General features: G+C 63.6%; 23 protein-coding genes. 17 read left to right on the top strand and 6 right to left on the bottom strand.

All coding sequences use genetic code 11. From position 1 onward, the window contains the following. Positions 1–4 precede the first annotated feature (4 nt). Complete coding sequence (locus tag AC2FL1_RS03625; protein WP_496876007.1) at positions 5–526, top strand: DUF2478 domain-containing protein; 522 nt, start codon at positions 5–7, stop codon at positions 524–526. Between the two features lie 25 nt (positions 527–551). On the opposite strand, the gene AC2FL1_RS03630 is transcribed toward AC2FL1_RS03625, so the two are convergent. After that, positions 552–1847 carry an RNA polymerase factor sigma-54 gene (locus AC2FL1_RS03630; RefSeq protein ID WP_496827729.1) on the bottom strand — a complete coding sequence of 432 codons (1296 nt, stop codon included), beginning with the start codon at positions 1845–1847 and terminating at the stop codon, positions 552–554. Between the two features lie 116 nt (positions 1848–1963). On the opposite strand from AC2FL1_RS03630, the gene AC2FL1_RS03635 reads away from it, so the two are divergent. The 14 genes from AC2FL1_RS03635 to AC2FL1_RS03700 all read left to right on the top strand — a co-directional run bounded on the left by AC2FL1_RS03635 (position 1964) and on the right by AC2FL1_RS03700 (position 15445). Further along, on the top strand, positions 1964–3007 hold the full coding sequence (locus tag AC2FL1_RS03635; RefSeq protein WP_496876008.1) for an ATP-NAD kinase family protein: 1044 nt from the start codon (positions 1964–1966) through the stop codon (positions 3005–3007). A gap of 11 nt (positions 3008–3018) precedes the next feature. Beyond that, positions 3019–3999 (top strand): thiamine pyrophosphate-dependent dehydrogenase E1 component subunit alpha, encoded by a 981-nt coding sequence (locus tag AC2FL1_RS03640; protein ID WP_234145503.1) that lies wholly within the window; start codon positions 3019–3021, stop codon positions 3997–3999. Positions 4000–4028: 29 nt separating this feature from the next. Continuing rightward, entirely contained in the window at positions 4029–5036 is a 1008-nt protein-coding gene (locus AC2FL1_RS03645; RefSeq protein WP_496876009.1) for an alpha-ketoacid dehydrogenase subunit beta, read from the top strand. 4 nt (positions 5037–5040) lie between these two features. Further along, positions 5041–6141 carry an acetoin dehydrogenase dihydrolipoyllysine-residue acetyltransferase subunit gene (locus tag AC2FL1_RS03650; protein WP_496876010.1) on the top strand — a complete coding sequence of 367 codons (1101 nt, stop codon included), beginning with the start codon at positions 5041–5043 and terminating at the stop codon, positions 6139–6141. Positions 6142–6207: 66 nt separating this feature from the next. After that, positions 6208–6540, top strand: coding sequence for a carboxymuconolactone decarboxylase family protein (locus tag AC2FL1_RS03655; protein WP_496876011.1), 333 nt, complete (start codon positions 6208–6210; stop codon positions 6538–6540). Beyond that, positions 6527–7048, top strand: coding sequence for a peroxiredoxin family protein (locus tag AC2FL1_RS03660; protein WP_496876012.1), 522 nt, complete (start codon positions 6527–6529; stop codon positions 7046–7048). The genes AC2FL1_RS03655 and AC2FL1_RS03660 overlap by 14 nt, the downstream gene beginning before the upstream one ends. A 170-nt stretch (positions 7049–7218) precedes the next feature. Continuing rightward, positions 7219–8952: a sigma-54-dependent Fis family transcriptional regulator gene (locus AC2FL1_RS03665; protein WP_496827739.1), complete on the top strand. Its 1734-nt coding sequence runs from the start codon at positions 7219–7221 to the stop codon at positions 8950–8952. 99 nt (positions 8953–9051) lie between these two features. After that, a complete protein-coding gene (locus tag AC2FL1_RS03670) occupies positions 9052–10680 on the top strand; it encodes an ABC transporter substrate-binding protein (RefSeq protein WP_496876013.1) in 1629 nt (542 codons plus the stop codon). Between the two features lie 66 nt (positions 10681–10746). Further along, positions 10747–11604 (top strand): carbohydrate ABC transporter permease, encoded by an 858-nt coding sequence (locus tag AC2FL1_RS03675; protein ID WP_496827743.1) that lies wholly within the window; start codon positions 10747–10749, stop codon positions 11602–11604. Continuing rightward, complete coding sequence (locus AC2FL1_RS03680) at positions 11601–12524, top strand: carbohydrate ABC transporter permease (protein WP_496876014.1); 924 nt, start codon at positions 11601–11603, stop codon at positions 12522–12524. The genes AC2FL1_RS03675 and AC2FL1_RS03680 overlap by 4 nt, the downstream gene beginning before the upstream one ends. 4 nt (positions 12525–12528) lie before the next feature. Beyond that, entirely contained in the window at positions 12529–13632 is a 1104-nt protein-coding gene (locus tag AC2FL1_RS03685; protein ID WP_496876015.1) for an ABC transporter ATP-binding protein, read from the top strand. 1 nt (position 13633) lies between these two features. Further along, positions 13634–14695 (top strand): ABC transporter ATP-binding protein, encoded by a 1062-nt coding sequence (locus tag AC2FL1_RS03690; protein WP_496876016.1) that lies wholly within the window; start codon positions 13634–13636, stop codon positions 14693–14695. A 37-nt stretch (positions 14696–14732) separates the two neighbouring features. Then, entirely contained in the window at positions 14733–15077 is a 345-nt protein-coding gene (locus tag AC2FL1_RS03695) for a Lin0512 family protein (RefSeq protein ID WP_496827751.1), read from the top strand. Continuing rightward, entirely contained in the window at positions 15074–15445 is a 372-nt protein-coding gene (locus tag AC2FL1_RS03700; protein ID WP_234170995.1) for a Lin0512 family protein, read from the top strand. The genes AC2FL1_RS03695 and AC2FL1_RS03700 overlap by 4 nt, the downstream gene beginning before the upstream one ends. Here the strand turns inward: AC2FL1_RS03700 and AC2FL1_RS03705 are convergent. From AC2FL1_RS03705 to AC2FL1_RS03725, 5 genes are all read right to left on the bottom strand, one after another. After that, the gene (locus AC2FL1_RS03705; protein WP_496827755.1) at positions 15432–16196 is read right to left on the bottom strand and encodes a FadR/GntR family transcriptional regulator; all 765 of its coding nucleotides are present in this window, start codon (positions 16194–16196) and stop codon (positions 15432–15434) included. The two genes, AC2FL1_RS03700 and AC2FL1_RS03705, sit on opposite strands and share 14 nt — an antisense overlap. Further along, complete coding sequence (locus AC2FL1_RS03710; RefSeq protein ID WP_496876024.1) at positions 16165–17124, bottom strand: ABC transporter ATP-binding protein; 960 nt, start codon at positions 17122–17124, stop codon at positions 16165–16167. Before AC2FL1_RS03710 ends, AC2FL1_RS03705 begins: the two co-directional genes overlap by 32 nt. Then, positions 17121–18986, bottom strand: coding sequence for a dipeptide/oligopeptide/nickel ABC transporter permease/ATP-binding protein (locus AC2FL1_RS03715; protein ID WP_496876017.1), 1866 nt, complete (start codon positions 18984–18986; stop codon positions 17121–17123). Before AC2FL1_RS03715 ends, AC2FL1_RS03710 begins: the two co-directional genes overlap by 4 nt. Beyond that, positions 18983–19930, bottom strand: a complete 948-nt coding sequence (locus tag AC2FL1_RS03720) for an ABC transporter permease (RefSeq protein WP_496827759.1) — start codon at positions 19928–19930, stop codon at positions 18983–18985. The genes AC2FL1_RS03715 and AC2FL1_RS03720 overlap by 4 nt, the downstream gene beginning before the upstream one ends. A 136-nt stretch (positions 19931–20066) precedes the next feature. After that, complete coding sequence (locus AC2FL1_RS03725; protein WP_496827761.1) at positions 20067–21644, bottom strand: ABC transporter substrate-binding protein; 1578 nt, start codon at positions 21642–21644, stop codon at positions 20067–20069. Between the two features lie 101 nt (positions 21645–21745). Between AC2FL1_RS03725 and AC2FL1_RS03730 the strand changes: the two genes are divergently transcribed. Together AC2FL1_RS03730 and AC2FL1_RS03735 are read left to right on the top strand one after the other, a co-directional pair. Further along, the gene (locus tag AC2FL1_RS03730) at positions 21746–22411 is read left to right on the top strand and encodes a DUF1028 domain-containing protein (protein ID WP_496827763.1); all 666 of its coding nucleotides are present in this window, start codon (positions 21746–21748) and stop codon (positions 22409–22411) included. After that, positions 22404–23615, top strand: a complete 1212-nt coding sequence (locus AC2FL1_RS03735; protein ID WP_496876018.1) for a M20 family metallo-hydrolase — start codon at positions 22404–22406, stop codon at positions 23613–23615. Before AC2FL1_RS03730 ends, AC2FL1_RS03735 begins: the two co-directional genes overlap by 8 nt. Positions 23616–23618: the final 3 nt, after the last annotated feature.

Here is a 23618-nt window from a genome sequence, read left to right on the forward strand (position 1 = left end):
AGACATGAAACTCGCCTATACGATGGCGCCGGGACGCGGCGATACCGACCTGATCCTCGACCGGCTGGCCAGTGATCTGATTGGCCGGGGGCTGCGGCTGGCCGGCACCGTGCAGATCAACACCGACCGGCCCGACGCGGGGCCCTGCGACATGGATGTGAAGGTCCTGCCGGATGGCCCGGTGCTGCGGATCAGCCAGAACCTGGGCCCGTCGGCACGCGGCTGCCGCCTCGATCCCGAGGCGCTCGAAACCGCGGTGGGGTGGGTGACTGCCCGGCTGACCCCCGCGACCGACCTTGTGATCGTCAACAAGTTCGGCAAGCACGAGGCCGAGGGGCGCGGGTTTCGCGCGGTGATCGCCGAGGCGCTGGCGCTGGACATCCCGGTTCTTGTCGGGCTGAACGATCTGAACCGGGCCGCGTTCGAGGATTTCGCCGGGGGGCTTGCCACCCGGTTGCCACCCGAACCCGGCGCTTTGGCGCGATGGGCCGGGCAGGCGGCGCATGGGTTGGCTGCCTGCGCATGAGCTCAGATTGCGCGGCCAGTCACGCTCATGACGGGGCCCCCCGCCTGCGTGCATAGGCGCCGGGGATATCGAGCATTTTCCGGTATTTGGCAACGGTCCTACGTGAAACCACCAGTCGCGCCCGGCTCAGTTGACGGGCCAGTTCCTCGTCTGACAGCGGCGAGCGATGGTCCTCGGACCGGATCAGAATCTGAAGCCGTTGCAGAACCTGTTCGCGAGTCCGGTCGGGGGCGTCCTCACTGACCGGGCGCGCGAGGAAATGCGCCGCGGGAAACACGCCCAGATCGGTCCGGATACCGCAATTGGCCAATGCCCGGCTGATCGTGCTCTTGTTGACGCCAACCTCTTCGGCAAGCCGGGCCATGGTCAGCGGCAACCGGTCGCGCGTCCGTCCGGTCCGGATGAACTTGGTCTGACGCGCGGCAATGCTCTGCCCCGCGGCCAGCAGGGTATTGGCCCGTTTCTGCATCGCCTGCACCATGTTGGCCGCACCGCGATAGCAGTCGCGGTAATAGCTTTGCGCGCCGGCATCTGTTTCCACCGCCATCGTGGCTGAGAACAGGGCGTCATCGGTCAGAAGCTGCGGCAGGGCCGCCTCGTTCAGCGCCGCCGTGCACTGGCCGTCGCTATCGCAGGTAAAGATCAGCTCGGCTTCGCCCGGCGCGGGCAGGGTATCGGGTTGCCGGGCCAGCGGCGCCGGGTTCAGGGCGCGAATGTCATCGAGCATGTCGATGGCGTCCTCGCGATCGACATCGCAGGCGATGCAGATGGCGTCGATATCCTGACGCGCGATCAGGTCGAGCCTGTCGAGTAACCGTTCGATCAGCGGGTCGAACCGGTTCCGGGCCAGCAGTTGCAGCCGAAAGCTGTCGGCAAGCGACCAGGCAAAGACACCGGCAGGCTCAACCGCCGCCTGAAGGACCGGCACCAGCGCGTCCAGCTCGGCCAGGCTGCACCGCAGGTATCCGGCGGTCTCGGCGGGGCTATCGGGCAGGAACCCGCGATCGTCGAGGCTGTGCACCAGTTCCTGCGCCAACAGGGTCTGCCGGGGCGACAGGCGAACAAGCGACACCTGCCGCAGCAGATCGTCGGTTGCGCTGTCGCGCTGGGCGATATCGGGGCGCACCGCGCCGACGCCGCCGGTCGACAGGGTCGGCAAAGAGGCCCGCAGAAAACCGTTGCGGCTTTGCTCGCGCCGGATGGTGTCCAGAACCTCTTCGGCATCCATTGCCAGCAAGGCCAGCGAACCGCGCATCGCCTGGGTCAGGGCGAGTTTCTGGGTCTGTGTCTGGCGTTGCAGTTGCCGCATCGCGTGCGCCATTCCGTTCCGGATGCAAGGGATCGGGGCAGCTTGGCCCGCTCACCCCGCTTAGTCAAAGCCTGTTTGCCCGGTTTGGCACGATCGTTGCTTGTGAGTAGCGAAAGGAGACCGCCCCCATGACCAAAGTCGGCATCATCGCCAACCCCGTTTCGGCCCGCGACATCCGGCGGATCGTCAGCCATGCGGGCAATCTGCCGATCAACGACCGGGCCAATATCGTGCTTCGCATGCTGACCGGGCTTATGGCCACCGGCGTCGAAGAGGTCGTGATCATGCCCGAGAACGGCGGCATCCGCACCCAGTTGATGCGGACCATCGGTCGTGAAGCGCGGCTGGGGCATCTGCGGTTTCCGCGTGTCAGCTATCTGGACATGCCGGTGACCTGCACCTCTGACGACAGCGCCGAGGCGGCGCGGCAGATGCATGATCAGGGGGTTGGTGCAATTGTCGTGCTGGGGGGCGACGGCACCAACCGTGTCGTTGTCTCGCGCTGTGGCAACACGCCGGTGGCCGGGGTGTCGACCGGCACCAACAATGCCTTCCCCGAGCTGCGCGAACCAACGATCACCGGCCTGGCGGTAGGGCTGGCGGTCACCGGGCAGGTGCCTTGCGAATACGCCTATTCCTATAACAAGCGACTGGAGGTGCGCGTCAACGAGCAGCGCGAGATCGCACTGGTCGATGTGGCCGTGGTGTCCGAACGCTTCATCGGGGCGCGGGCAATCTGGAAAACAGCGAATTTCCGCGACCTTTTCGTCACCTTCGGTCGGCCCGACGGGATCGGCATGTCGTCGATCATCGGGCTATTGGCGCCGCTCGACCGGCAGACACCCGAGGGCAGGCGCGTGCGTCTGATGCCGCTGGAGACGGCCAAGACCCGGCTGACAGCGCCCATCGCGCCGGGCCTGATCGAAGAGGTCGGCATCGGCGGCGTCGAACGCATTCTGCCCGATACCGTCTATCTGCCCAGTGTGTCGGCAGGGTCCTTCGCGCTCGATGGCGAACGCGAACTGACCTTCAGCGAGACTTGCGATGTCAGCATCCGTCTCCAGACCGACGCCTTTCGCACTGTCAACGTGCCCGATTGCATGGCCTACGCGGCCCGGCACGGGCTTCTCACCCGCGCAGCGTCCGAGACGCTGCGTACTGCTCAGCCATAAGGGAGGATCTCATGAGCAACCCGTTCCCACTGGAAAAAGACGGGCTTCTTGAAGCCTATCGCCGGATGAAGACGATCCGCGAATTCGAAGAACGTCTGCATGTCGATTTCGGCCGGGGCGACATTCCGGGCTTTGTCCACCTTTACGCGGGCGAAGAGGCCGCAGGCGTCGGTATCATGATGCATCTGCAGGATCATGATCGCATCGCCTCGACCCACCGGGGCCATGGCCACTGCATCGCCAAGGGCGTGGACGTCAAGGGCATGATGGCCGAAATCTACGGCAAGGCGACCGGGTCCTGCGCGGGCAAGGGCGGATCGATGCATATCGCCGACCTGTCCAAGGGCATGATGGGTGCGAACGGCATCCTCGGCGCCGGTGCGCCGCTGGTCTGTGGTGCCGCGCTGGCAGCGCAGAAGCTCGGCCATGACGGCGTGGGCATCACGTTTTTCGGCGACGGCGCGTCGAACCAGGGCACGGTGCTGGAATCGATGAACCTCGCCGCGATCTGGAACCTGCCAGCGATCTTTGTCGTGGAAAACAACGGTTATGCGGAATCGACCTCGGTCGACTACGCCGTCGCGTCCGACAGCTATGTCGACCGCGCGACCGGTTTCGGCATGCCGGGCATCACCGTCGACGGCACCGACTTCTTTGCAGTCTACGAAGCGGCGGGCGAGGTGGTGAAGCGCGCCCGCGAAGGCGGCGGGCCGACCCTGCTGGAATGCAAGATGATCCGTTTCTTCGGCCATTTCGAGGGCGACGCCCAGACCTACCGCGCGCCAGGCGAGAACGAGGACAACCGCAAGAACCGCGACTGCCTCAAGATCTTCCGCGCCAAGGTGACCGAGGCCGGTGTTCTGACGGATGCCGAGATGGACGCCATCGACGCCGAGGTCATGACCCTGATCGAGGACGCCGTGGCCGAGGCCAAGGCCGCCCCGCTGCCCACCCCCGCCGAACTGACCACCGATGTGTACGTGTCCTACTGACACGCGTTGACACGAGAAAGGAGAGAGAAATGGCACGTACATTGAGCATGAAAGACGCGATCAACGAGGCGCTGGATCAGGAGATGACCCGCGATCCCACAGTGATCATGATGGGCGAGGATATCGTCGGCGGCGCCGGTGCGGCGGGCGAGGATGACGCCTGGGGCGGCGTTCTGGGGGTGTCCAAGGGGCTGTATCACAAGCATCCCAAGCAGATGATCGACACGCCGCTTTCCGAAAGCGCCTATGTCGGCGCGGCCATCGGTGCGGCGACCTGCGGCCTGCGCCCTGTGGCGGAACTGATGTTCATCGACTTCATGGGCGTCTGCCTGGACCAGATCTACAACCAGGCGGCAAAGTTCCGCTACATGTTCGGCGGCAAGGCGGAAACGCCGGTGGTGATCCGTGCGATGTGCGGTGCGGGGTTCCGCGCGGCGGCCCAGCACAGCCAGATGCTGACCCCGATCTTCACCCATATCCCGGGTCTCAAGGTCGTCTGCCCGTCGAACGCCTATGACACCAAGGGCCTCTTGATCCAGGCGATCCGCGACAACGATCCGGTGATCTTCCTTGAGCACAAGAACCTTTACGCGTCGGAATGCGACGTTCCCGAAGAGCCCTATGCCATCCCCTTCGGCGAGGCCAATATCGCGCGCGAGGGCAGCGATGTGACCATCGTGACCTATGGGCTGATGGTGCCGAATTCGCTGGCCGCCGCCGAGACGCTGAAGAAGGAAGGCATCGACGTCGAGGTGATCGACCTGCGCACGCTTAGCCCCATCGACATGGATACGGTGATCGAAAGCGTCGAGAATACCGGCCGCCTGATCTGTGTGGACGAGGCCAACCCGCGCTGTTCCATCGCCGCCGATGTTTCGGCCAGCGTGGCGCAGGACGCGTTCAAGGCCCTGAAGGCACCGATCGAAATGGTCACCGCGCCCCATGCGCCGGTGCCTTTCTCGCCCGCGCTTGAAGACCTCTACATCCCGTCGCCCGACCGGATCGCGGCGGCGGTGCGCAAGACCATGGGGGCCTGAGGGGATGAGCGATCTGATCACACCGATCCTCATGCCCAAATGGGGCCTTTCCATGCGGGAGGGCACCCTTGCGGCCTGGCATGTCGAGGAAGGCACCGAGATCAGTCCCGGCGACGAGATCATGGATGTCGAGACCGACAAGATTGCGAATGTCGTGGAGGCCGCCGATGGCGGCCTCCTGCGGCGCCGCGTCGGTCAGGCGGGCGAGGTCTATCCGGTGCGCGCGCTCTTGGGGGTTCTGGCTCCGGCCGAGGTATCGGATGCCGAGGTTGACGCCTATGTCGACGCTTTCGAGATGCCGGTTGTGGAAGAGGATGAAGACACCGGCCCGGCGCATGAATTCGCCGACCTGGCCGTCGGGCGCATCCGGTACACAACGCGCGAGGGCGAGGGCGTGCCGGTCATCCTGATCCACGGCTTCGGCGGCGATCTGGACAACTGGCTGTTCAACATCGACGCGCTGGCCGAAAAGGCGCCGGTGCATGCGCTGGACCTGCCGGGACATGGACAGTCGGTCAAGGCGGTGGACAATCCGGGCCTTGACACGATGGTCGATGCGGTGGTGCAACTGATGGACCATCTGAACATCGAAACCGCCCATCTGGTCGGCCATTCGATGGGCGGGCTGGTCTCGGGGCAGGTGGCGATCGACTATCCGGGCCGTGTCGCCTCGCTCAGCCTGATCTGTTCCGCCGGTCTGGGAGACGAGATCAACGCCGGCTATATCGATGGCTTTGTCGGGGCCGCCAGCCGTCGCGATCTGAAACCGGTGCTCAAGGACCTCTTTGCCGACCAGAGCCTGGTCAGCCGCGCGATGGTCGACGACCTGCTGAAATACAAGCGTCTGGACGGGGTGCAAAGCTTTCTTGAGGCGCTGAGGGGCAACCTCTTTGCCGACGGCCGGCAAGCCGCCGGGATCGCCGCGGGCCTGTCCGGCTTCAGCGGCCCGGTCCAGGTGATCTGGGGCGCCGAGGACGCGGTGATCCCGCAAACTCACGCCAACTCCATCCCCGGTGCCCGCGTCACCGTTGTCGAGGGCACGGGCCACATGGTCCAGATGGAAAACGCCTCCCGGGTCAATGAGTTGATCTTCGATCATCTCTGACCCACCCGTGCCCGCCCGGACTCCTCTATGCCGGGCGGGCCTCCAATCTTCCCGAAAGGCTTCCGAATGAGTGCACAAAAAGAGAAGTTGGCACATGCCAACAAACGGCTGATGGGTCTGTTCAAGGCCGATCAGAAAACCATGATGGCCTTCAAGACCCTCAGCGATACGGCGGTGCGCGAGGGCCAGGTGTCGACAGCGATGAAAGAGATGATCGCGGTTGCCGTTGCCGCGGCCCGGGGATGCGAGGATTGCATCCTATACCATGTCAACGAGGCCAAGTCCCACGGGGCCGATCGCGACACGCTGATCGAGGTTCTGGCGGTTGCCATCGAGATGTCGGGGGGGCCGGGCACCGTCTACGCGGCAAAGGCCCTGGACGCCTTTGATCAGCTTTGACGATATTCTGGCCTTTGCCGAGGATGATATGAACACAGCAAGGAGACTGCCATCGATCCCCGTGCAGCAGCTTTCGGGCGGAGAGGTCGGACAGATCGATCTCGCCGCCCGCTCGGCGGGGAAAACCGTTGTGCTGGTTGGGGTTCCCGGGGCATTCACGCCGACCTGTTCGGACGATCATGTGCCGGGCTATCTGCGCGACGCGCAGGCCTTTGGTGCGGCCGGGGTGGACGAGATCATCATTCTTGCCACCAGCGACTTCTTTGTGGTCAAGGCCTGGGCGGACCGGATGCAACCGCCCGATGCGGTGCAGTTCGTGGCCGATGGTGGTCTGGGCTTTACCCGTGCGTTGGGACAGATCCTTGATCTGACGGATCTGGGGCTGGGCCTGCGCACGCAGCGCTATGCGGCGGTGATCCGCGATGGCGACGTGGTCTGGATGGCGGTCGAACCCGACGCGGGCGGGGTGACGGTCAGCGGTTCGGCCAACGTGCTCGCCGCGCTATGAGGTGATCGCCCGACTGGGCCGTCTGCCCTGCGGCGGCGGCCCGTCGGTATCGGTTCTACGACCTCAAAAGACTCGCTTTGCCCTTTGTTTATTGATAGTTTCGGGCCTGTCACCGGCAGCGCCCCAGCGCAAGCCGGTGCCAGAGCCGACGCTTTGGGAGGGGCGCCGTCATGGATCAGTCAATCGCTTTTGCGCGCCATGTGCAGGAAATCGTTTCCGCCGCCGAAGGCAAACAGACCTCGCGCGACCCCGAGGTTGTGCAATCCTGGCTGCGCTGTCTGAACGACTACAATCTCGACCCTGAACACAAGGGCGAGGCGCGCATTCTCCCCGAGAACGTCCTGCGCCAGCACCAGCAGGAAGCCGAGGATCTGATGTCGATCGCGCGGTTCGGGATGGAGGACCTCTATCGCCGCGTCAACTCGATGGGCTATGTCCTGCTGTTGGTGAATGCCAAGGGCGTGACGGTGGATTTCATCGGCGACGAAAAGGTCGACCGAGAATTGAAACGCGCGGGCCTCTATATCGGGTCCGAGTGGAGCGAAGAGAATGCCGGCACCTGCGGCGTCGGCGCCTGCCTGACATCGGGCGAGGCGATCGTCATTCACCAGACCGACCATTTCGACATGGCGCATACGCCGCTTAGCTGTACCGCCGCGCCGATCTATCATTCGGACGGGTCGCTGATCGGCGCGCTGGATGTGTCTTTGCTGATGTCGCCCACCGAGAAATACAGCCAGGCCCTGACTTTGGAAGTCGTCAAGTCCTGTGTGCGCCGCATCGAACTGGCCAACCTGATGAGTTCGCGCCGCTCGGACTGGATCCTGCGTCTGAACCGCACTTCCGAATTCCTGGGGGTCGATCCCAGCTGCGCGATTTCGGTGGCGCCGGATGGAACGATTTCGGGCCTGACCCATGGCGCGCACAAGTTGTTCGGCCAGATACAGGGACAGGAAAAACCGAACCCGCAATGTTTCATCGGGAAACCGTTTGAGGAAATTTTTGAATTTGATTTCAACGATATACCTTGTCTGATCGGGGCCGAGACGCCGGGCGAACAGGCGCTGGAACTGTCTGACGGCCAGGTCATTTTTGCCGATGTGCAGGCGCCGCAACGCCGAGAGCGCGCGCCGTCGCGCTCCGCCTTGCCTGAACCGCTGGCCGCGATCCATGGCGGTGACCGCGTCATGCGGGGCCTTGCCGAAAAGGCGGCGAGGATCGTCGACAAGCAAATCAGCATCATCCTTGAGGGCGAGACCGGTGTCGGCAAGGAATACGTGGCCAAGGCCCTGCACGCCTCGCGCAAGAAGAAGGGGCCCTTCATCGCGATCAACTGCGCGGCCTTGCCCGAGGCCCTGATCGAAAGCGAGTTGTTCGGCTATGCGCCCAATTCCTTTACCGGTGCCCATGCCAAGGGCAAGAAGGGCCTGATCGAACAGGCCAACGGCGGCACGCTGTTTCTGGACGAGATCGGTGACATGCCGCTGGTGTTGCAGGCGCGTCTGCTGCGGGTGCTGGCCGAGAAAGAGGTGATGCCCGTCGGCGCGACCAAGCCGGTTCCGGTGGATATCCGGGTGATTTCCGCCTCACATCGCAAGCTCAAGTCCCTGGTGGATGCCGGGCAGTTCCGCCAGGATCTCTATTATCGGCTGAACGGCGTGGTTCTGGGCATTCCGGCCTTGCGGGACCGGACCGACAAGCCCTGGATCATCCGCCAGATCGCCGCACTGGTTTCGGATGGGGTGCCGATGCGCTTCTCCAGGGCGGCGGAAGAGGCGCTGATGAGCTATGACTGGCCCGGAAACATCCGCGAAATGATCAGCGTGTTCGAACTCTGTCTGGCGCTGAGCAATGATGGCATGGTCGGTGCCGAGGATCTTCCCGAGCAGATAATCTCTCAATAACAATGGCTTGTGCCGTGGTTTTCTGACTTTTTCAGGAACTGGCACGCTCGTTGCTTAACTCCCTTTGGCAATAACCGAATGCCGAACAGGGAGGACACAATGAAAATCAATTCACACAGCCTGACGCACCCGACGCGTCGGGCATTCCTGCAAAATTCGTCTGCCGCCGTGGCTGCGGCAGGTTTGGGCGGGTTGGGGTCGTTCATCGCGTCGCCGTCCTTTGCCAATGGCTTTGCCGCGGGCATGACCGGTGGGCCGACCGGTTTCGACGGGGCGGAACGGTTCCAGTACAACAACACCATGTCCGAAGGCCGGGCGATCGAGGGGATCAAGGCGCTTCAGGCTGCGGGCAATGCGCCTACCAAGATCTCGATGCTGCTGACCGATGGCGCCATCGGCCAGATCACCAACCCGTTCCCCGAAGGCGCGCCTTCGGCCAAGGAGGTCTGGGAGCGCGAGACCGGGATCGAGATCGACATCATCGGCGCCCCGGCCGAAGATATCTTCAAGAAGGTGATGCAGGATGTGACCACCGGTGGCGGCACCTTCGACATCTATACCGGCCCGTGGAATTCGACCGGTGATCTGGTTTCGTCGGGCGGGGCGGTGAACTGCTCGGACTTCGTGGCCAAGTACCAACCCGACTGGGCTGACCCCGAGCGCGGTACACCGACGCCGGAAATGGAAAAGCTGCTTTATACCTATGCGGGGGACTATTACTCCTTCTCGCTGGACGGCGATTTCCAGACTTGGTTCTACCTGAAAGGGCTGTACGAGGATCCGCGTGTACAGGATGCCTTCCTGTCCGAAACCGGCGTCGCGCTGAAGACGCCCGACACATGGGAAGAGGTGGATCGCATATCGAAATTCTTCACCGGCAAGGATTTCGGCAATGGTCCGATGTATGGCAACGGCAACCTGATGAGCCCGTTCTGGGGCCTGGCCACCTTCTATGCGCGTTTTGCCTCGATGGATTTCCCGAACTACCATTTCTTTGACGAGGACGGGAACCCGAACCTGAACAGCGATCTGGGCATCCAGTGCGCCGAGGAGCATGTGCGCTCTTTCGAATGGTGTCCGCCCGATGCGCTGACCTTCACCTGGGCCGAGGCCTATGCCACCATGTGGAACCTGCAGATCCCGCATACGGCGATCTACACCAACCTGGTGAAATTCGGTGACGGGTACAACGCCGACGGCACCGCCAAATCCAAGGCGACGGGCATGATCGGCAGCCACTTGCCGGTGGGGCGCCGCTTTGGCGACCAGCTGAACCGCCGGTCGGTTCTGTATTACCACATCACGGCCTGGATCTCGTCGCAGTCGCAGCATCCCGAGGCGGTCTATCTGTTCCTGCAATGGCTCAGCTCGACCCGCACCTATACCTGGATGGCGGGCAATCCGGGCGGCTATTTCGATCCGATGCAGCAGGCCAATTTCAAGGAACCGCTGGTCGCTTCGACCTATCACCCCTATGCGATGGAAACGATCCCGCAGACCATCGCGCGCTCGGTCCCGTCGATCAACTTTGCCGGCCAGACCGCACTGGACAACGCGCTGGACGAAGAGATCCAGGCCGCCATTACCGGGCAGAAATCCGCCCGCGAAGCGATGGATGCGGCACAGTCCAAGTGGGAACGGATCATCAAGCGCCAGAAACGCAACGGTATCGTCGACGCCATCAAGGCCAGCCGGGCCACCTGGCCCAGCATCGTCGATCCGGCCTGATCCGCCGGCGTGCCGGGGGCGGCAGGTCTTGCCCCCGGCACCCTGCGCAAATTCTGGGAGAATCCTATGAAACCGTCCCCCGGCGCCTTGGCGCTGAAGTACCTTCTTGTCCTGCTGGCCTGTGCGGTCGTGCTCTATCCACTGCTCTGGATGGTCACGATGGCCTTCAAACCCTATCCGGAATGGACCACCGTCGCCGGCCTGACATGGTTGCCCAAAGAGCCGACCTGGCAAAATTTCGAGTTCATCTTCTATGGCGAGGCCGAGGGTCTGGTCGTCAGCCTGGACCGCACCATCGTCGGACCGCTGATCGCCAGCCTTGTGACCTCGATCTGCGGCACATTGCTGGCGGTGGTCTGCGGGACGCTGTCCTCTTATGCGGTGGTGCGGTTCGGGCTGGCGCAATCGCTGCCGCTTTCGGTGCTGCAATTGCGCCTGTTTCCGCCACTGGCCGTCATGATCCCCGTCATGGTGATGTGGGCCTTTATCGGCGCGGTCGACACCTGGTGGGGGCTGTCCTTGATCTATGGCATCGTGACACTGCCCTTTGCCTTCTGGCTGATGAAGACCTTCTTCGAGGAGGTGCCGGTTGAAATCGAGGATGCGGCGCGCGTGTCGGGCTGCTCCTATTGGCGGGTGTTCTACCGTATCACCCTGCCGATCGTGAAACCGGGGCTGGCGACCTGTGCGCTCTTCGTCTTCATCCTGAACTGGTCCGATTACCTGCTGGCGCTTCTCCTGACGCAGAAGGAATGGGTGACGCTGCCGGTCTACATGGCCACGCTGACCTCGGCGATGGGCGGGCAGATGTACGGGATGAAGGCCGCGCTGGGCGTCATCGCCGCCATTCCGCCAGTCGTATTCGGCCTGATGATCCAGAAACACCTGGTGCGTGGCCTGACCTTCGGAGCACTGAAACAATGACCGATCAAACCAACACCGCCCAAAGGCGCGGCTACTGGCAACACGTGGCGCGCGACGGCAACAAGATGGGCTTCTGGTTCATCCTGCCCACTTTCCTGCTGCTCTTGTTCATTGTGGTTTTCCCACTGTTCATGCAGCTGTATCTGAGCATCACCTGGTGGACGCCACTGGAGGGCATCCCCTGGTACCGTGCCTGGGAGATATTCAACTGGGGCGAAAACTATTGGTTCCTGCTCACTGATCCGCGGTTCTGGGGCGCGCTCTGGCGCACCGCGCTGATCATGATCGTGGCGGTCCCGGCCCAGTTCTTTCTGGGTATGGCGCTGGCCTATCTGTTCATCGACAGTTTTCCGGGGCGCAAGCTGTTCTATTCGATCATGCTGACTCCGATGATGATCGTGCCGGCGGTCGTGGGGCTGATGTTCTTTCTGCTGTTCCAGGGCACCGGGCCGGTCAACGCCCATCTGGGCCTTCCGGCTGATTTCTCGTGGCTGACGGATGTGAACCGGGCGATGATCTCGGTGATCATTGCAGATATCTGGCAATGGACCCCGCTGATGTTCCTGATCCTGCTTGCAGGCATGCTGGGGGTGCCGTCCGATCAGCTTCTTGCGGCGCGCCTGTTGGGCGGGTCGAACTGGCAGAACTTCGTCAAGATCATCCTGCCGCGGATGAAAACCGTCATCATCATCGCGCTGGTGCTGCGCGCGGTCGAGTGTTTCAAGATCTTCGATCTTGTCTTCATCATGACCAAGGGCGGGCCGGGCGTGCAGACCGAAACCATCTCGGTCTTTCTCTACAAACAGACCTTCGGCGAACTGGAATGGTCCTATGTGGCCGCGATCGGCCTGACCATCCTGTTTGTGCTGTCCGTCATCGCCGCCAAGGGTCTTGCCTACATGGCCAGGAAACAGGGGTAAGGGCATGTCATCCATCCAGATAAAGAACGTGACCAAGCGGTTCGGCGATTTCACCGCCGTGCGCGACCTGTCCATCGACATCGAGGAGGGGGAGTTCGTGGCCCTGTTGGGGCCGTCGGGCTGCGGCAAGACAACCACGATGAACATGATCGCCGGGCTGGAAGACCCGAGCCAGGGCCAGATCCTGTTCGACGGGCAGGACCTGTCCGGCCTGCGCATTCAGGACCGCAACATTGGTTTCGTTTTTCAGAACTACGCGATCTTCACCCATCTGAGCGTCTACCGGAACCTGTCCTATGGGCTTGAGGTCAAGAAGGTCGCCAAACCCGAGATCGAACGCCGGGTCCGGGCCATGGCCGACCGGATGAGCATCGCGCACCGGCTGGATCAACCGGCCTCCAGCCTCTCGGTGAACGAGATGCAGAAACTGGCGATCGGGCGCTCGGCCATTGTCGAGCCGCGGATCTTTCTGCTGGACGAACCGCTGTCCAATCTCGATGCCGGGTTCCGCGCCTATATGCGGGCCGAACTGAAGGTGCTTCAGCACGAGTTCGGCCAGACGATGATCTATGTCACCCATGACCAGATCGAGGCGATGAGCCTGGCCGACAAGATCGCCATCATCGACCAGGGCAGGCTGATGCAATACGGCGCGCCGCTGGATATCTACAACGATCCCCAGAACCGCTTTGTCGCGAATTTCGTCGGCAGCCCCCGGATGAACCTGGTCGATGGCGAACTGCGCGATGAACGCGGGCAATTGCGGCTGATGCTGCATGGCGGCGCGGAAATTCCGCTGGCGGGCAAGGTGCGGGCCGATTTCACCGGAGCATCCGGCGTGCATGGCGGTTCGTTCGGGGTGCGCCCGCAAGACATCTATTTCGGCGAGAAACGCAACGGCGACGACATCCCCATGCATGGCAAGGTCGAAGTTTTGGAACGGGTAGGGCCCAAGCGGCTGGCCTACCTTCAGGTGCAGGAAACCATGTTCCTCGCCTTTGACGATCTGGACCGGCTTAGCGTCGGCGACGAGGTGCTGTTCTATCTGCCGTCTGACAAGAGCATGGCCTTTGACATCGAAACGGGTCGTAGGCTGGGAGGGGTGTGAAATGGAAGCGATCAAGATAACCGAGGCGGTCAAACGCTATCCCGAATTCACATTGGGGCCGATCGACCTGACGGTCGAGCAGGGCGAGTTCTTTGGCATTTTCGGGCCGCCATCGACTGGCAAGACTTCGATCCTGAAGCTGATGCTGGGTCTTTTGAAACCGGATGAGGGGCGAGTCGAGCTTGCCGGGCGCGACGCGGCGGATCTGGACGTGTCCGCACGTGGCATCTCGATGGTGTTCCAGAACCTTGCCCTGTTCCCGCATATGACCGGGCGCGAGAACATCATCTTTCCGCTGAAGGAGCGCGGCGCCTCGGAGGCGGAGATATCGGAAAGGCTCGATCTTGTTTCCGAGGTTCTTCACGTCAGCCATATCCTGCACAAGAATCCCGCGCAGATGTCGGGGGGCGAACGCCAGCGCATCGCGCTGGGCCGCGCGTTTGCCGCGCAGAGCCGGGCAATGCTGCTGGATGAACCCATCGCCGCGCTCGATGCCCGCCTGCGCGAGGAGATGCGCGTCGAGCTGAAGCGCCTGCAACGCGAGAACAACCAGACCTTTGTCTATGTCAGCCATGACGAGGAAGAGGTGATGGCCATTTCGGACCGCGTGGCGGTGATTATTGATGGCAGGATTGCCCAGATCGGCACCCCGGACGAGGTGTATGACGAACCCGGTTCGCTAGCCGTGGCCGAGGTCATCGGGTCACCGCCGATGAACTTCTTTCATGGCGCATTTTCCGAGGACGGGCTGCATTTCCAGAGCGAGGTTCTGGCGCGCGATGTCACGATCGTTGGCCGGACGCAGATGGGCGGAACCGGTACCCTGGGTGTGCGCCCCGAGGATATCTGGCTGGGCGAGACCGAGGGCAACCCCTCGTTCCAGGTGCACGTCAGTTCGGTCGAGCCGCTGGGGGGTTACACTATTGTAAACGCACGGGCAGGGGGGCAGATCGTCAAGCTTCGCGTGCCGGGGCAGGTGACGCTGCGCGAGGACAGTTTGCAGACCGTCAGTCTGGATATGCGCCGCCTGCATCTGTTTGGTGCCGACGGACAAAGGTTGTGAGCAAGAGATCGTGACGGAACAACAGGAGAAGATCATCATGCCAAAGACCCAGTTCGCCGTTCAGATGGGCATGGGAACGGATCTCAAGGGGCAGGATTACACCAAGGCCGCCGCCCGCGCGGTTCATGATGCCCTGCATCGCAATTTTCTGACCGCCGGCGCGGCGTTCGATCTGCCGCTGGACGAGATGATCGTTGATATCCGCGTCGGGGTGGGCCGCCCTGAAGCGGTCGATCTGGAAATCGTCAAGGCCGAGGCGCCGGTGGGCCGTGTCAGCGCCGAGGCCGTCAAGGGCGGGTTGGATGTCGAGATGATGGGACAGACGACGCTGATCGCCAATGCCATCGTGACCGTGTCCTGGGATGTCGAGGTGGCGCAATGAAACCGCTGATCTGCGAACTTGGCATGGGGGCCGACGTGCATGGGCACGATTATACCAAGGCGGCGCTGCGCGGCATTTCCGATGCCATCCGGCACAGTTCCCTGACGCTGTTTTACACCTTTGGTCATCCGTCGGGGATGAGGGTCGAAGTGACGGTCGGCGTGCCCGAACCCGCTCTGGTGGATGTCGAGGCGGTGGCGGCGGCGCTCCCCTTTGGAACGGTCGAGGTAACGGTGGTGGCCGGTGGGCTGGACGATCGCGGCATGGGTGGGGCCGAGGACATCACGCTGGCGGCGGTGGCGGTCAAGGCGTGGTATGATACATCTGGCCACCCGTTCAGGCCCGCCGGACGACCTATTCCGAGATGAACCGGTTCTCCATCTCGACCTCTTGCCGGCGCATCAGGGTCCAGGCGGTCTGCATGTGATCCGACATGATCGACCTGGCCTGTGTGGCCTCGCCGTTGCGCAATGCCTCGATCAACTGCCGCTGGTGATCACGGCCCTGCTTCCAAAGCTCGATATTGGGCGGTGAGTAGAGGCGGCGATAGACCGTGAGGTCGCTCAGCAGGTTGACCATGAAATCGATGATGAAGCCCAGCAGCGGGTTTGCCGCCTGCTCGGCCAGGATGGCGTGAAAGCGCAGCGAGGCGACATGCTGACGGCGTTCCTCGTCCAGCGAGGTGGCCGGTTCCGAATACGAGGCGATGTTGCGTTCCAGCATTTCCAGAACCTCGTCGGACAGCTTGCCCGCCAGCGAGGCGGCAAGCTCGGGCTCCAGCGTCAGGCGCAGCTGATAGATGTCGCCGATGGTCAGGTCCTTGAAATAGAAGTAATTGCCCAGCAGCGCCTTGGCGCGTTGCCGGCTCACCTCGTGCACGAAACTGCCGCCGCCGGGCCCGGTGCGGGTCTTGATCAGCCCCTGTGCCTCGAGCACGCGCATCGCCTCGCGGATGGTACCCTTGGCCATCCCGAAACGCTCGATCAACTCGGCCTCGCCCGGCAGCCGGTCGCCGGCCTGCAACCCCTGTTCGACCACCCAGTCCTTGATCGCCTCGGCGACCTGCACGGGGCGGCTGAGCCTGGGTTCAGCCTTCGAGGGGGTGGTGGCAGGCGGCAAGTTGATCCTCTCCCATTTCTGTCAGTTTCGGCACCGTCGTGCGGCAGGTCTCGGTGGCGCGCGGACAGCGCCCGGCAAAGGCGCATCCCGGCGGTGGATTGAGCGGATCGGGCAGTTCCGATCCTTTCTGTTCCGGCGCCTTCAGGGGCTTGCCCACCACCGGCGCGCTGTCCGCCAGCAGTTTTGTATAAGGATGGCGGGGGTTTGCAAAGATGCTCTCGGCTCGGCCGATCTCGACCACGGCGCCGAAATACAACACAATGATGCGGTCGCTGACCGCCTCGACCACGGCCAGGTCATGCGTGATGAAGAGATAGGTCAATCCGAATTCGGCCTTCAGCTCGGCCAGCAGGTTCAGCACCTGCGCCTGTACCGACACATCCAGCGCCGAGACCGGCTCGTCCAGGATGATGATGCGCGGATTGGCGGCCAGCGCCCGCGCGATGCCGATCCGCTGCGCCTGCCCGCCCGAGAACTCGTGCGGGTAGCGGTCCAGGAACTCTTCGCGCAGATTGACCGAGGCAAAGATCTCGCGAATCCGTTGGTCCCGCTCGAGGCGCGGCATCCGGTGCAACCGCTTGAGAGGCGCTTCCATCACCTGACGAATGGTCTTGCGCGGGTTGAGTGAACTTTGCGGGTCCTGAAACACGTACTGGATCAGCCTGCCAAAGACCGCCGGGTCCGCATTGTCGAGCGCGCGCCCCTCGATCTCGATATGGCCCTCGGTGGGGTCCAGCAGCCCCACCAGCATCCGCGCCAGGGTGGATTTGCCGCAGCCGGATTCACCCACCACGCCCAGGGTTTCGCCGGTGGCGACCTCAAAGCTCATGGGTCGCACCGCGCGCACGCCGGGCGGCGCGGGGCGGAACAGGGGCTTTCCCAGCGGGAAGGTCTTGGCCAGATTGTGCACCTTCAACGCGGTCATCAGATCGCCTCCTCTGGATAGAGACAGCGGACCGCGCGGGATGCAGTGCCTGCAAGTGCGATCTCGCCATTGCGGCAGCGGTCCTGTGCCTTGTCACAGCGCGGGGCAAAGGCGCAGCCGGCCGGCAGGTTGTCGACCACCGGCGGCAGGCCGGGAATGGCCGCCAGTTCACGCCGCCCGCCACCCAGTTCGGGCACGCAGACGATCAGCCGCTTCGAATAGGGATGGGCGGGCGCGTCGAGCACGGCCCGGGTCGGCCCCTCTTCGACGATGCGGCCCGCATACATCACCGCAACCCGGTCGCAGAGCTGCGCAACGACACCGAAATCATGGGTGATGAACACGATCGCCAGCCCCCGGTCGCGGCGCAGATCATCCAGCAGCGACAGGATCTGCGCCTGCACGGTCACATCGAGCGCGGTGGTGGGTTCATCGGCGATGATCACATCCGGTTCGTTGGCCAGCGCCATGGCGATCCCTACCCGCTGGCGCATGCCGCCCGACATCTCGTGCGGGTAGTTGTCCACCCGCGCCTCGGCATTGGGGATGCGCACATCCTTCAAGAGCTGGATGGCGCGGGCGCGGGCGTCGGCCTTCGATATCCGGTGATGCGACTGGATCGCCTCGGCCAGCTGCTGTCCGATCCGGTACAGCGGATGCAGGGTGGAGAGCGGATCCTGAAAGATATAGGCGACCCGGTCGCCGCGCTTTTGCCTCAGGGCTTCATAGGGCGCGCCAATCAGATCCTCGCCCTGAAACCGCACCGCGCCGCCGGTGATCACACCGGGGGGCGAGGCGACCAGCCCCATGACGGACAAAGCCGTAACCGACTTGCCCGAACCACTTTCGCCGATCACACCCAGGCACTCGCCAGGCTTCACTGCCAGCGACACGCCGCCCACGGCGCGATAGATGCGTTTGCCCACGTGGAACTCGGTTTGCAGGTTCTGAATGGCCAGCAGGTCGTCGGTGGCGGCGGGGATGTCACCCTTGCGATCCACCAGAGTGGTGGCGCGCGGGCGGCTGAGCGCGCCTGACCGCAGCCGCGGGTCCAGCGCGTCGCGCACCCCGTCGCCCAGCAGGTTGACGGACATGACGATGAGAAAGATCATCACTCCCGGCACGATCGAGGTATGCGGATGCGAGATCATCGCCGAGCGCGCCTCGCCCAGCATCGAGCCCAGATCGGCCTGCGGCGGTTGCGAACCCAGCCCGAGAAAGCTGAGCCCGGCGGTCTCCAGGATCATCCAGCCCACGGTGGTGGACATGGCGATGATGATGACCGGCAGGACATTGGGCAGAAGCTCCGTGAGTATGATCCTTGCATGGCCCATACCTGCCAGCCGGGCGGCATCTATGAACTCGCGACCTGCGAGGCCCACGGTAATGCCCCGGATGTTGCGCGCGAAGAAAGGGACATTGACGGCCGCCACCGCGATCAGCGCGTTCATCAGCCCGGGGCCAAGGGCGGCGACGATGGCAAGCGCCAGCAGGATATAGGGAAAAGCCATCAGCATATCGACGCCACGCATGATGATATTGTCGGTGCGCCCGCCGAAATAGCCCGCGATGATTCCGATGGCCGATCCGATGGTGGCCGCGATCAGCGCCGCCGCGATGCCCACGGCAAGGCTGAGCCGGGTGCCATGCAGCAGGCGGCTGAGAAGGTCGCGGCCCAGATGGTCGGTGCCCAGCAGGTGGCCGTCGGTAAAGGGGCGTTTGAACCGGTCGGCGGTGGCGGTCACATCCGGGTCCTGCAAGGGCAGGATCGGCGTGATCAGCACCAGGAACAAGATCGCCACCAGCACCACCGCACCCATGGCCGCCAGCCGGTTGCGGAACAGAAGCTTGAGAAACGCGCTCATGTCTTGATCCTCGGGTCCAGCAGGCTCTGCGCCACGTCGACCGCAATGTTGAACAGCACGTAGCAGGCGGCGACGAAGACGACACCGCCCTGCACCAGCAAGAGGTCGCGCTTGAGGATCGCGTCGACCAGCATGCGCCCCACACCGGGCCATTGGAACACGATCTCGATATAGACGGCGCCCGACAGGACGAACCCGGCCTGGATACCCAGAACCGGGATGATGGAAACCATCGCGGCGCGCAGCGCATGTCCCATGATCACCCGCCGTTCGGGCACGCCCTTGGCGCGGGCGGTGCGGATGAAATCCTGCCGCAAGACCTCGAGCATGGCCGAACGCGACAACCTCGCGATCACACCGGTGGCGACAGCGGCCAGCGCCAGCGCGGGCATGATCAGGTGGTTTACCAGGTCGGGCAGGTCACCGCCGCCATAGATCGCGTACATGCCGCTGACCGGCAGCCAGCGCAGGTTTACCGCGAAGAGAAGGATCATCATCATGCCCAGAAAGAAGGACGGCACCGAGATGCCGATTAGAACCACGAAGGTGATTGCCTTGTCGGCCAGCCCGTATTGACGGGCGGCCGAGACGACACCGGCCAGAATGCCCAGGACCGAGCACAGGACAAACGAGGTCCCGGCCAGAATCAGCGTGGCATTGAACCGCTCGACCACCTCGTCGAGCACGGGCCGGTTGAGCGAGAAGGAGCGTCCGAAATCCCCGGTCAGCATGTTGCCGAGCCAGATGAAATACCGCTGTACCATGGGCTTGTCCAAACCGAGGTCCCGGTTCAGCTTTTCGACATTCTCAGGGGTCGCGTAAGAGCCCAGGATCGCGGTCGCCGGATCGCCGGGGATCAGCGACATGATCAGAAACACGATGATCGTAATGCCCAGCAGAACCGGGAGGGCCGAGATCAGTCGTTTCAGAATATAGCCGCCCATCCGCGTCCCCGCTCTTTCATCATGCCGTTTTCCGGCACGGAAAACGGATCGGAAAAATTGAATTTTTCCGGGCCGGAATTATTGCAAAATTCCGGCGGTGCGCTCCGGGCGTGCGTGGCGCCCGGAGCAGATTGCGTCAGTTTTTCACGACGCCTTGCAGGTGCAACAGGAAGGACGGTTCCAGACCGAAATTCGTGACCCGGTCATTGGTCACCGCGTTCTGTTTCCAGTTGGCGACAAAGACCCAGGGTGCATCTTCCTGAACGATGGTCTGCATCTCGCGGTAGAGCCGGGCGCGCTCTGCCTGATCGGTCGCGGTGCGCGCCGCTTCCAGCAGTTCATCCACTTTCGGATTGGCGTAATAGCCCGAGTTGAAGCCGCCCTTGTCGGGCCAGGCCTCGGACCGCAGCGCCAGATAGGGCAGGGTGTCGGGATCGTTGGTCATCCAGGCCATTTCGGCCATGTCCGCCTTGCCTTCCAGACCCGGGTTTACTTCGCCCAGGAATGTGTTCCACTCGTAGGTCTCGATCTTGACGTCGAACCCGACCGCTTCGAGATCGGCCTGAATGGCGGTCCCCATCGGCACCGGATCAAGCATCCCCGAGCCGCCTTCGGTGACATAGAAGGTCAGTTCCGCTCCCTCGGCCCCCGCCTCGGCGATCAGCGCCTTGGCCTTTTCCGGGTCATAGGGATAGGGGTCGAGCGCCTCGTTATAGGCCCAAGCAAAGGCGGGCGGCGTCGGCCCGGCGGCCACGGTCGCGGTACCTTCGAGCACGTCGTTCACGATCGCTTCCTTGTTGATCGCGTAATTGGCGGCCTGACGGACCCGCTTGTCGGCAAACGGGCCTTCCTTGGCGTTCAGGATCAGGAACCACACATGCGGACCCGCCTGCTCGGCCACGCTGAAGCCATCGCCCTGGAACTGGCCCAGCGAGGTGGGCGGCACCTCGACCATCATGTCGATCCCTCCGGCCAGCATCTCGGCCACGCGGGTATTGGCATCGGTGATCGGACGGAACACCACGGCCTGGGTGCCTGCCGGATCGCCCCAATAGGCGTCATTGCGCTCCACCACGACCGCCTCGTTCGAGCGCCATTCGGCGAATTTGAACGGCCCGGTGCCCGAGGGATTGCGGCCGAACTCCTTGCCATGCGCGGCAACCGCGGCGGGCGAGACGATCAGGCCGGTGGGATAGGCGAGATTGGACAGGAAGGGCGCGTAAGGCGCGTTCAGGGTGAACCTGACGGTCATGTCATCGACAACCTCGGTCGCCGTCACCGCGCCAAAGAAGAACGACAGCGGGAACGGCCCGGTGTCGTGATAGGGGTGCGATTCGTCCAGCATCCGGTCAAAGTTGAACTTCACCGCCTCGGCGTTGAGCGGCGTGCCATCGTGAAAGGTCACACCCTCGCGCAGGGTAAAGGTGTATTGGGTGCCGTCCTCGCTGATCTCCCAACTGGTCGCCAGGGCCGGTTCGACCTCCAGCGTACCAGACTTGTAGCGGGTCAAGCCCTCGTAAACATTCACCAGAATGCGAAAGTCGTTGACCGCTGTCACCGCCGCCGGGTCCAGCGACTTCGGCTCTGCGATCTGGCCGACGATCAGAACGCCGGGCGGGGTCTGCGCGGTCGCAGGTCCGCCAAGGCCGCCCGCGACAAGGGCTGCCCCGACGGCGGCCATCAGGCCTCTGCGGGTCCAGGAAAATAGCGTCATCTCATGTTCTCCCTGTTGATATTCTGCGGGCTTATTTATCATGATAAATTGCAATCGTCAATTTATCATGATAATTCGACGAAGTCCGATTAAGGTGAGGCATGACGTTTTCGATTCTCGCACGCGACCCCGCAACCGGCGCCATCGGAGGCGCCGCCGCAACCGGAAGTCTTTGTGTCGGCGGCTGGGTGCTGCGCGGGGACCTGCGTGCCGGCATGTCCGCCAGCCAGGGTGCCGCCCCCTCGACCTTCTGGGGAGAGGAGGTCTTGCAGCGCATGCGTGACGGGGCGGGCCCCGAGCGGGCGGTGGCCGAGGTCACCGCTCCCGACCGGGGGCGTGCCTATCGACAACTTGCCGCGATGGATCTGTCCGGCGCCGCCGCCAGCTTCACTGGCGCCAGCAACCAGGACGTCAAGGGCGCGCTGACCTTCGAGGACGGGATTGCCACCGGGAACATGCTTGGAAACGAAACCGTTCTTGGCGCCATGACGACTTCTTTCGCCGGTTCGGATCGCGATTTCGCGCAACGTCTGCTGACCGCCCTGTCCGCCGCGCGTGACGCGGGTGGTGATTTCCGTGGCCTGCTCTCTGCCGCGCTTCTCGTGCTGCACCCCGACAGGCCGCCGCTGACCCTGCGGATCGACCACCACCCCGAGGATCCGATCGGCGCCTTGCAGGAGTTGCATGGCAAGGCCACCACCGGCGAATACGCGGACTGGGCGCGGCAGGTGCCGGTTATGACCGACAGGGAGCGGGTGCTTGACTGACTGGGGAAAGCGGGCCGAGGCCCTGTTGGCGGATCTTGCCGCCTGTTCCGAGCCGGGGCGGGGGGTGACCCGCCTGCCGTTCACGCCGCAGCATCGCGCGGCGCTGGACCTGTTGGAGGCGCGGATGCGGGCGGCGGGCCTTGCGGTGACGCTGGATGATGCCGGTACCCTGATCGGCCGCCGTGCGGGGCCTCCGGGGGCGCTTACGCTTCTGATGGGGTCGCATCAGGACTCGGTGCGCCAAGGCGGTGCATTTGACGGCATCATGGGCGTGGTGCTGCCGCTGCTGGCCCTAGAAAAACTGGCAGAAGAGGGGATTGAACTGCCGTTCTCGGTCGAGGTTCTGGCCTTCGCCGACGAAGAGGGGGTGCGCTTTCCCACCGCCCTTGTCGGGTCACGCGCCCTGGCTGGAACCTTTGATCCCGAGGTTCTGTCGATGCAGGATGCTCAGGGGATCAGCCTGCGCATGGCGATGTCGGAGTTCGGGCTCGACCCCGACCGGATCGCCACGCTGGCCCGCGATCCCGCGGCGGTGCTTGGCTTTGTGGAAACCCATATCGAACAGGGCCCGGTGCTGGAGACCGAGGATCAGGCCCTTGGAGTGGTGACCGCCATCTGCGGGATCGAGCGCCACCAGATCGTGCTGACCGGCGAGACCGGCCATGCCGGAACCCTGCCGATGGAGGGACGTCGCGACGCGCTGGTCGGGGCGGCTGCCCTTGTGACCGATGTGGCCCGGTTGGGCGAGACCACCCCCGGCCTGCGCGCCACGGTCGGCGCGCTCACGGTTGAACCGAACGTGGTCAACGCGGTGCCGCGCCGGGTCAGGATGAACGCTGAATTCCGCTCGCCCGATGATGACACCCGCCGCCGGGCGGGTGAATCCCTGCACCGGTTTGCCCGCGACCTTGCGGCGAAGCGCAACCTGCGGATCGAGGCGGAACTGACCTATGCGCAGGCGGCGCAGCCCTGCGATAGCGCGCTTGGCGCGCGGCTGACCACCGCCACGCAGACAGTCGGGATTCGCGGTCTGTCGCTGCCATCGGGTGCGACGCATGACGCATCGGCCATGGCTGATCTCTGCCCGATGGCCATGTTGTTCGTCAGATGCCGGGATGGCGTCAGTCACAAGCCCGAGGAATACGCTTCGGCCGCGGACATGGGGCGGGCGATTGACGCGCTGGCCGCGTTTCTGACTGCCTGAGGC

The organism is Ruegeria sp. YKSF070, from assembly GCF_059612725.1.

Bases quoted from the DNA above. Each gene is read 5' to 3' on its own strand.
- AC2FL1_RS03730 (WP_496827763.1), top strand. From the start codon at position 21,746: ATGACGTTTTCGATTCTCGCACGCGACCCCGCAACCGGCGCCATCGGA.
- AC2FL1_RS03685 (WP_496876015.1), top strand. From the start codon at position 12,529: ATGTCATCCATCCAGATAAAGAACGTGACCAAGCGGTTCGGCGATTTC.
- AC2FL1_RS03680 (WP_496876014.1), top strand. From the start codon at position 11,601: ATGACCGATCAAACCAACACCGCCCAAAGGCGCGGCTACTGGCAACAC.
- AC2FL1_RS03690 (WP_496876016.1), top strand. From the start codon at position 13,634: ATGGAAGCGATCAAGATAACCGAGGCGGTCAAACGCTATCCCGAATTC.
- AC2FL1_RS03725 (WP_496827761.1), bottom strand. From the start codon at position 21,644: ATGACGCTATTTTCCTGGACCCGCAGAGGCCTGATGGCCGCCGTCGGG.
- AC2FL1_RS03675 (WP_496827743.1), top strand. From the start codon at position 10,747: ATGAAACCGTCCCCCGGCGCCTTGGCGCTGAAGTACCTTCTTGTCCTG.
- AC2FL1_RS03640 (WP_234145503.1), top strand. From the start codon at position 3,019: ATGAGCAACCCGTTCCCACTGGAAAAAGACGGGCTTCTTGAAGCCTAT.
- AC2FL1_RS03715 (WP_496876017.1), bottom strand. From the start codon at position 18,986: ATGAGCGCGTTTCTCAAGCTTCTGTTCCGCAACCGGCTGGCGGCCATG.
- AC2FL1_RS03720 (WP_496827759.1), bottom strand. From the start codon at position 19,930: ATGGGCGGCTATATTCTGAAACGACTGATCTCGGCCCTCCCGGTTCTG.
- AC2FL1_RS03700 (WP_234170995.1), top strand. From the start codon at position 15,074: ATGAAACCGCTGATCTGCGAACTTGGCATGGGGGCCGACGTGCATGGG.
- AC2FL1_RS03625 (WP_496876007.1), top strand. From the start codon at position 5: ATGAAACTCGCCTATACGATGGCGCCGGGACGCGGCGATACCGACCTG.
- AC2FL1_RS03670 (WP_496876013.1), top strand. From the start codon at position 9,052: ATGAAAATCAATTCACACAGCCTGACGCACCCGACGCGTCGGGCATTC.
- AC2FL1_RS03630 (WP_496827729.1), bottom strand. From the start codon at position 1,847: ATGGCGCACGCGATGCGGCAACTGCAACGCCAGACACAGACCCAGAAA.
- AC2FL1_RS03650 (WP_496876010.1), top strand. From the start codon at position 5,041: ATGAGCGATCTGATCACACCGATCCTCATGCCCAAATGGGGCCTTTCC.
- AC2FL1_RS03655 (WP_496876011.1), top strand. From the start codon at position 6,208: ATGAGTGCACAAAAAGAGAAGTTGGCACATGCCAACAAACGGCTGATG.
- AC2FL1_RS03695 (WP_496827751.1), top strand. From the start codon at position 14,733: ATGCCAAAGACCCAGTTCGCCGTTCAGATGGGCATGGGAACGGATCTC.
- AC2FL1_RS03635 (WP_496876008.1), top strand. From the start codon at position 1,964: ATGACCAAAGTCGGCATCATCGCCAACCCCGTTTCGGCCCGCGACATC.
- AC2FL1_RS03645 (WP_496876009.1), top strand. From the start codon at position 4,029: ATGGCACGTACATTGAGCATGAAAGACGCGATCAACGAGGCGCTGGAT.
- AC2FL1_RS03665 (WP_496827739.1), top strand. From the start codon at position 7,219: ATGGATCAGTCAATCGCTTTTGCGCGCCATGTGCAGGAAATCGTTTCC.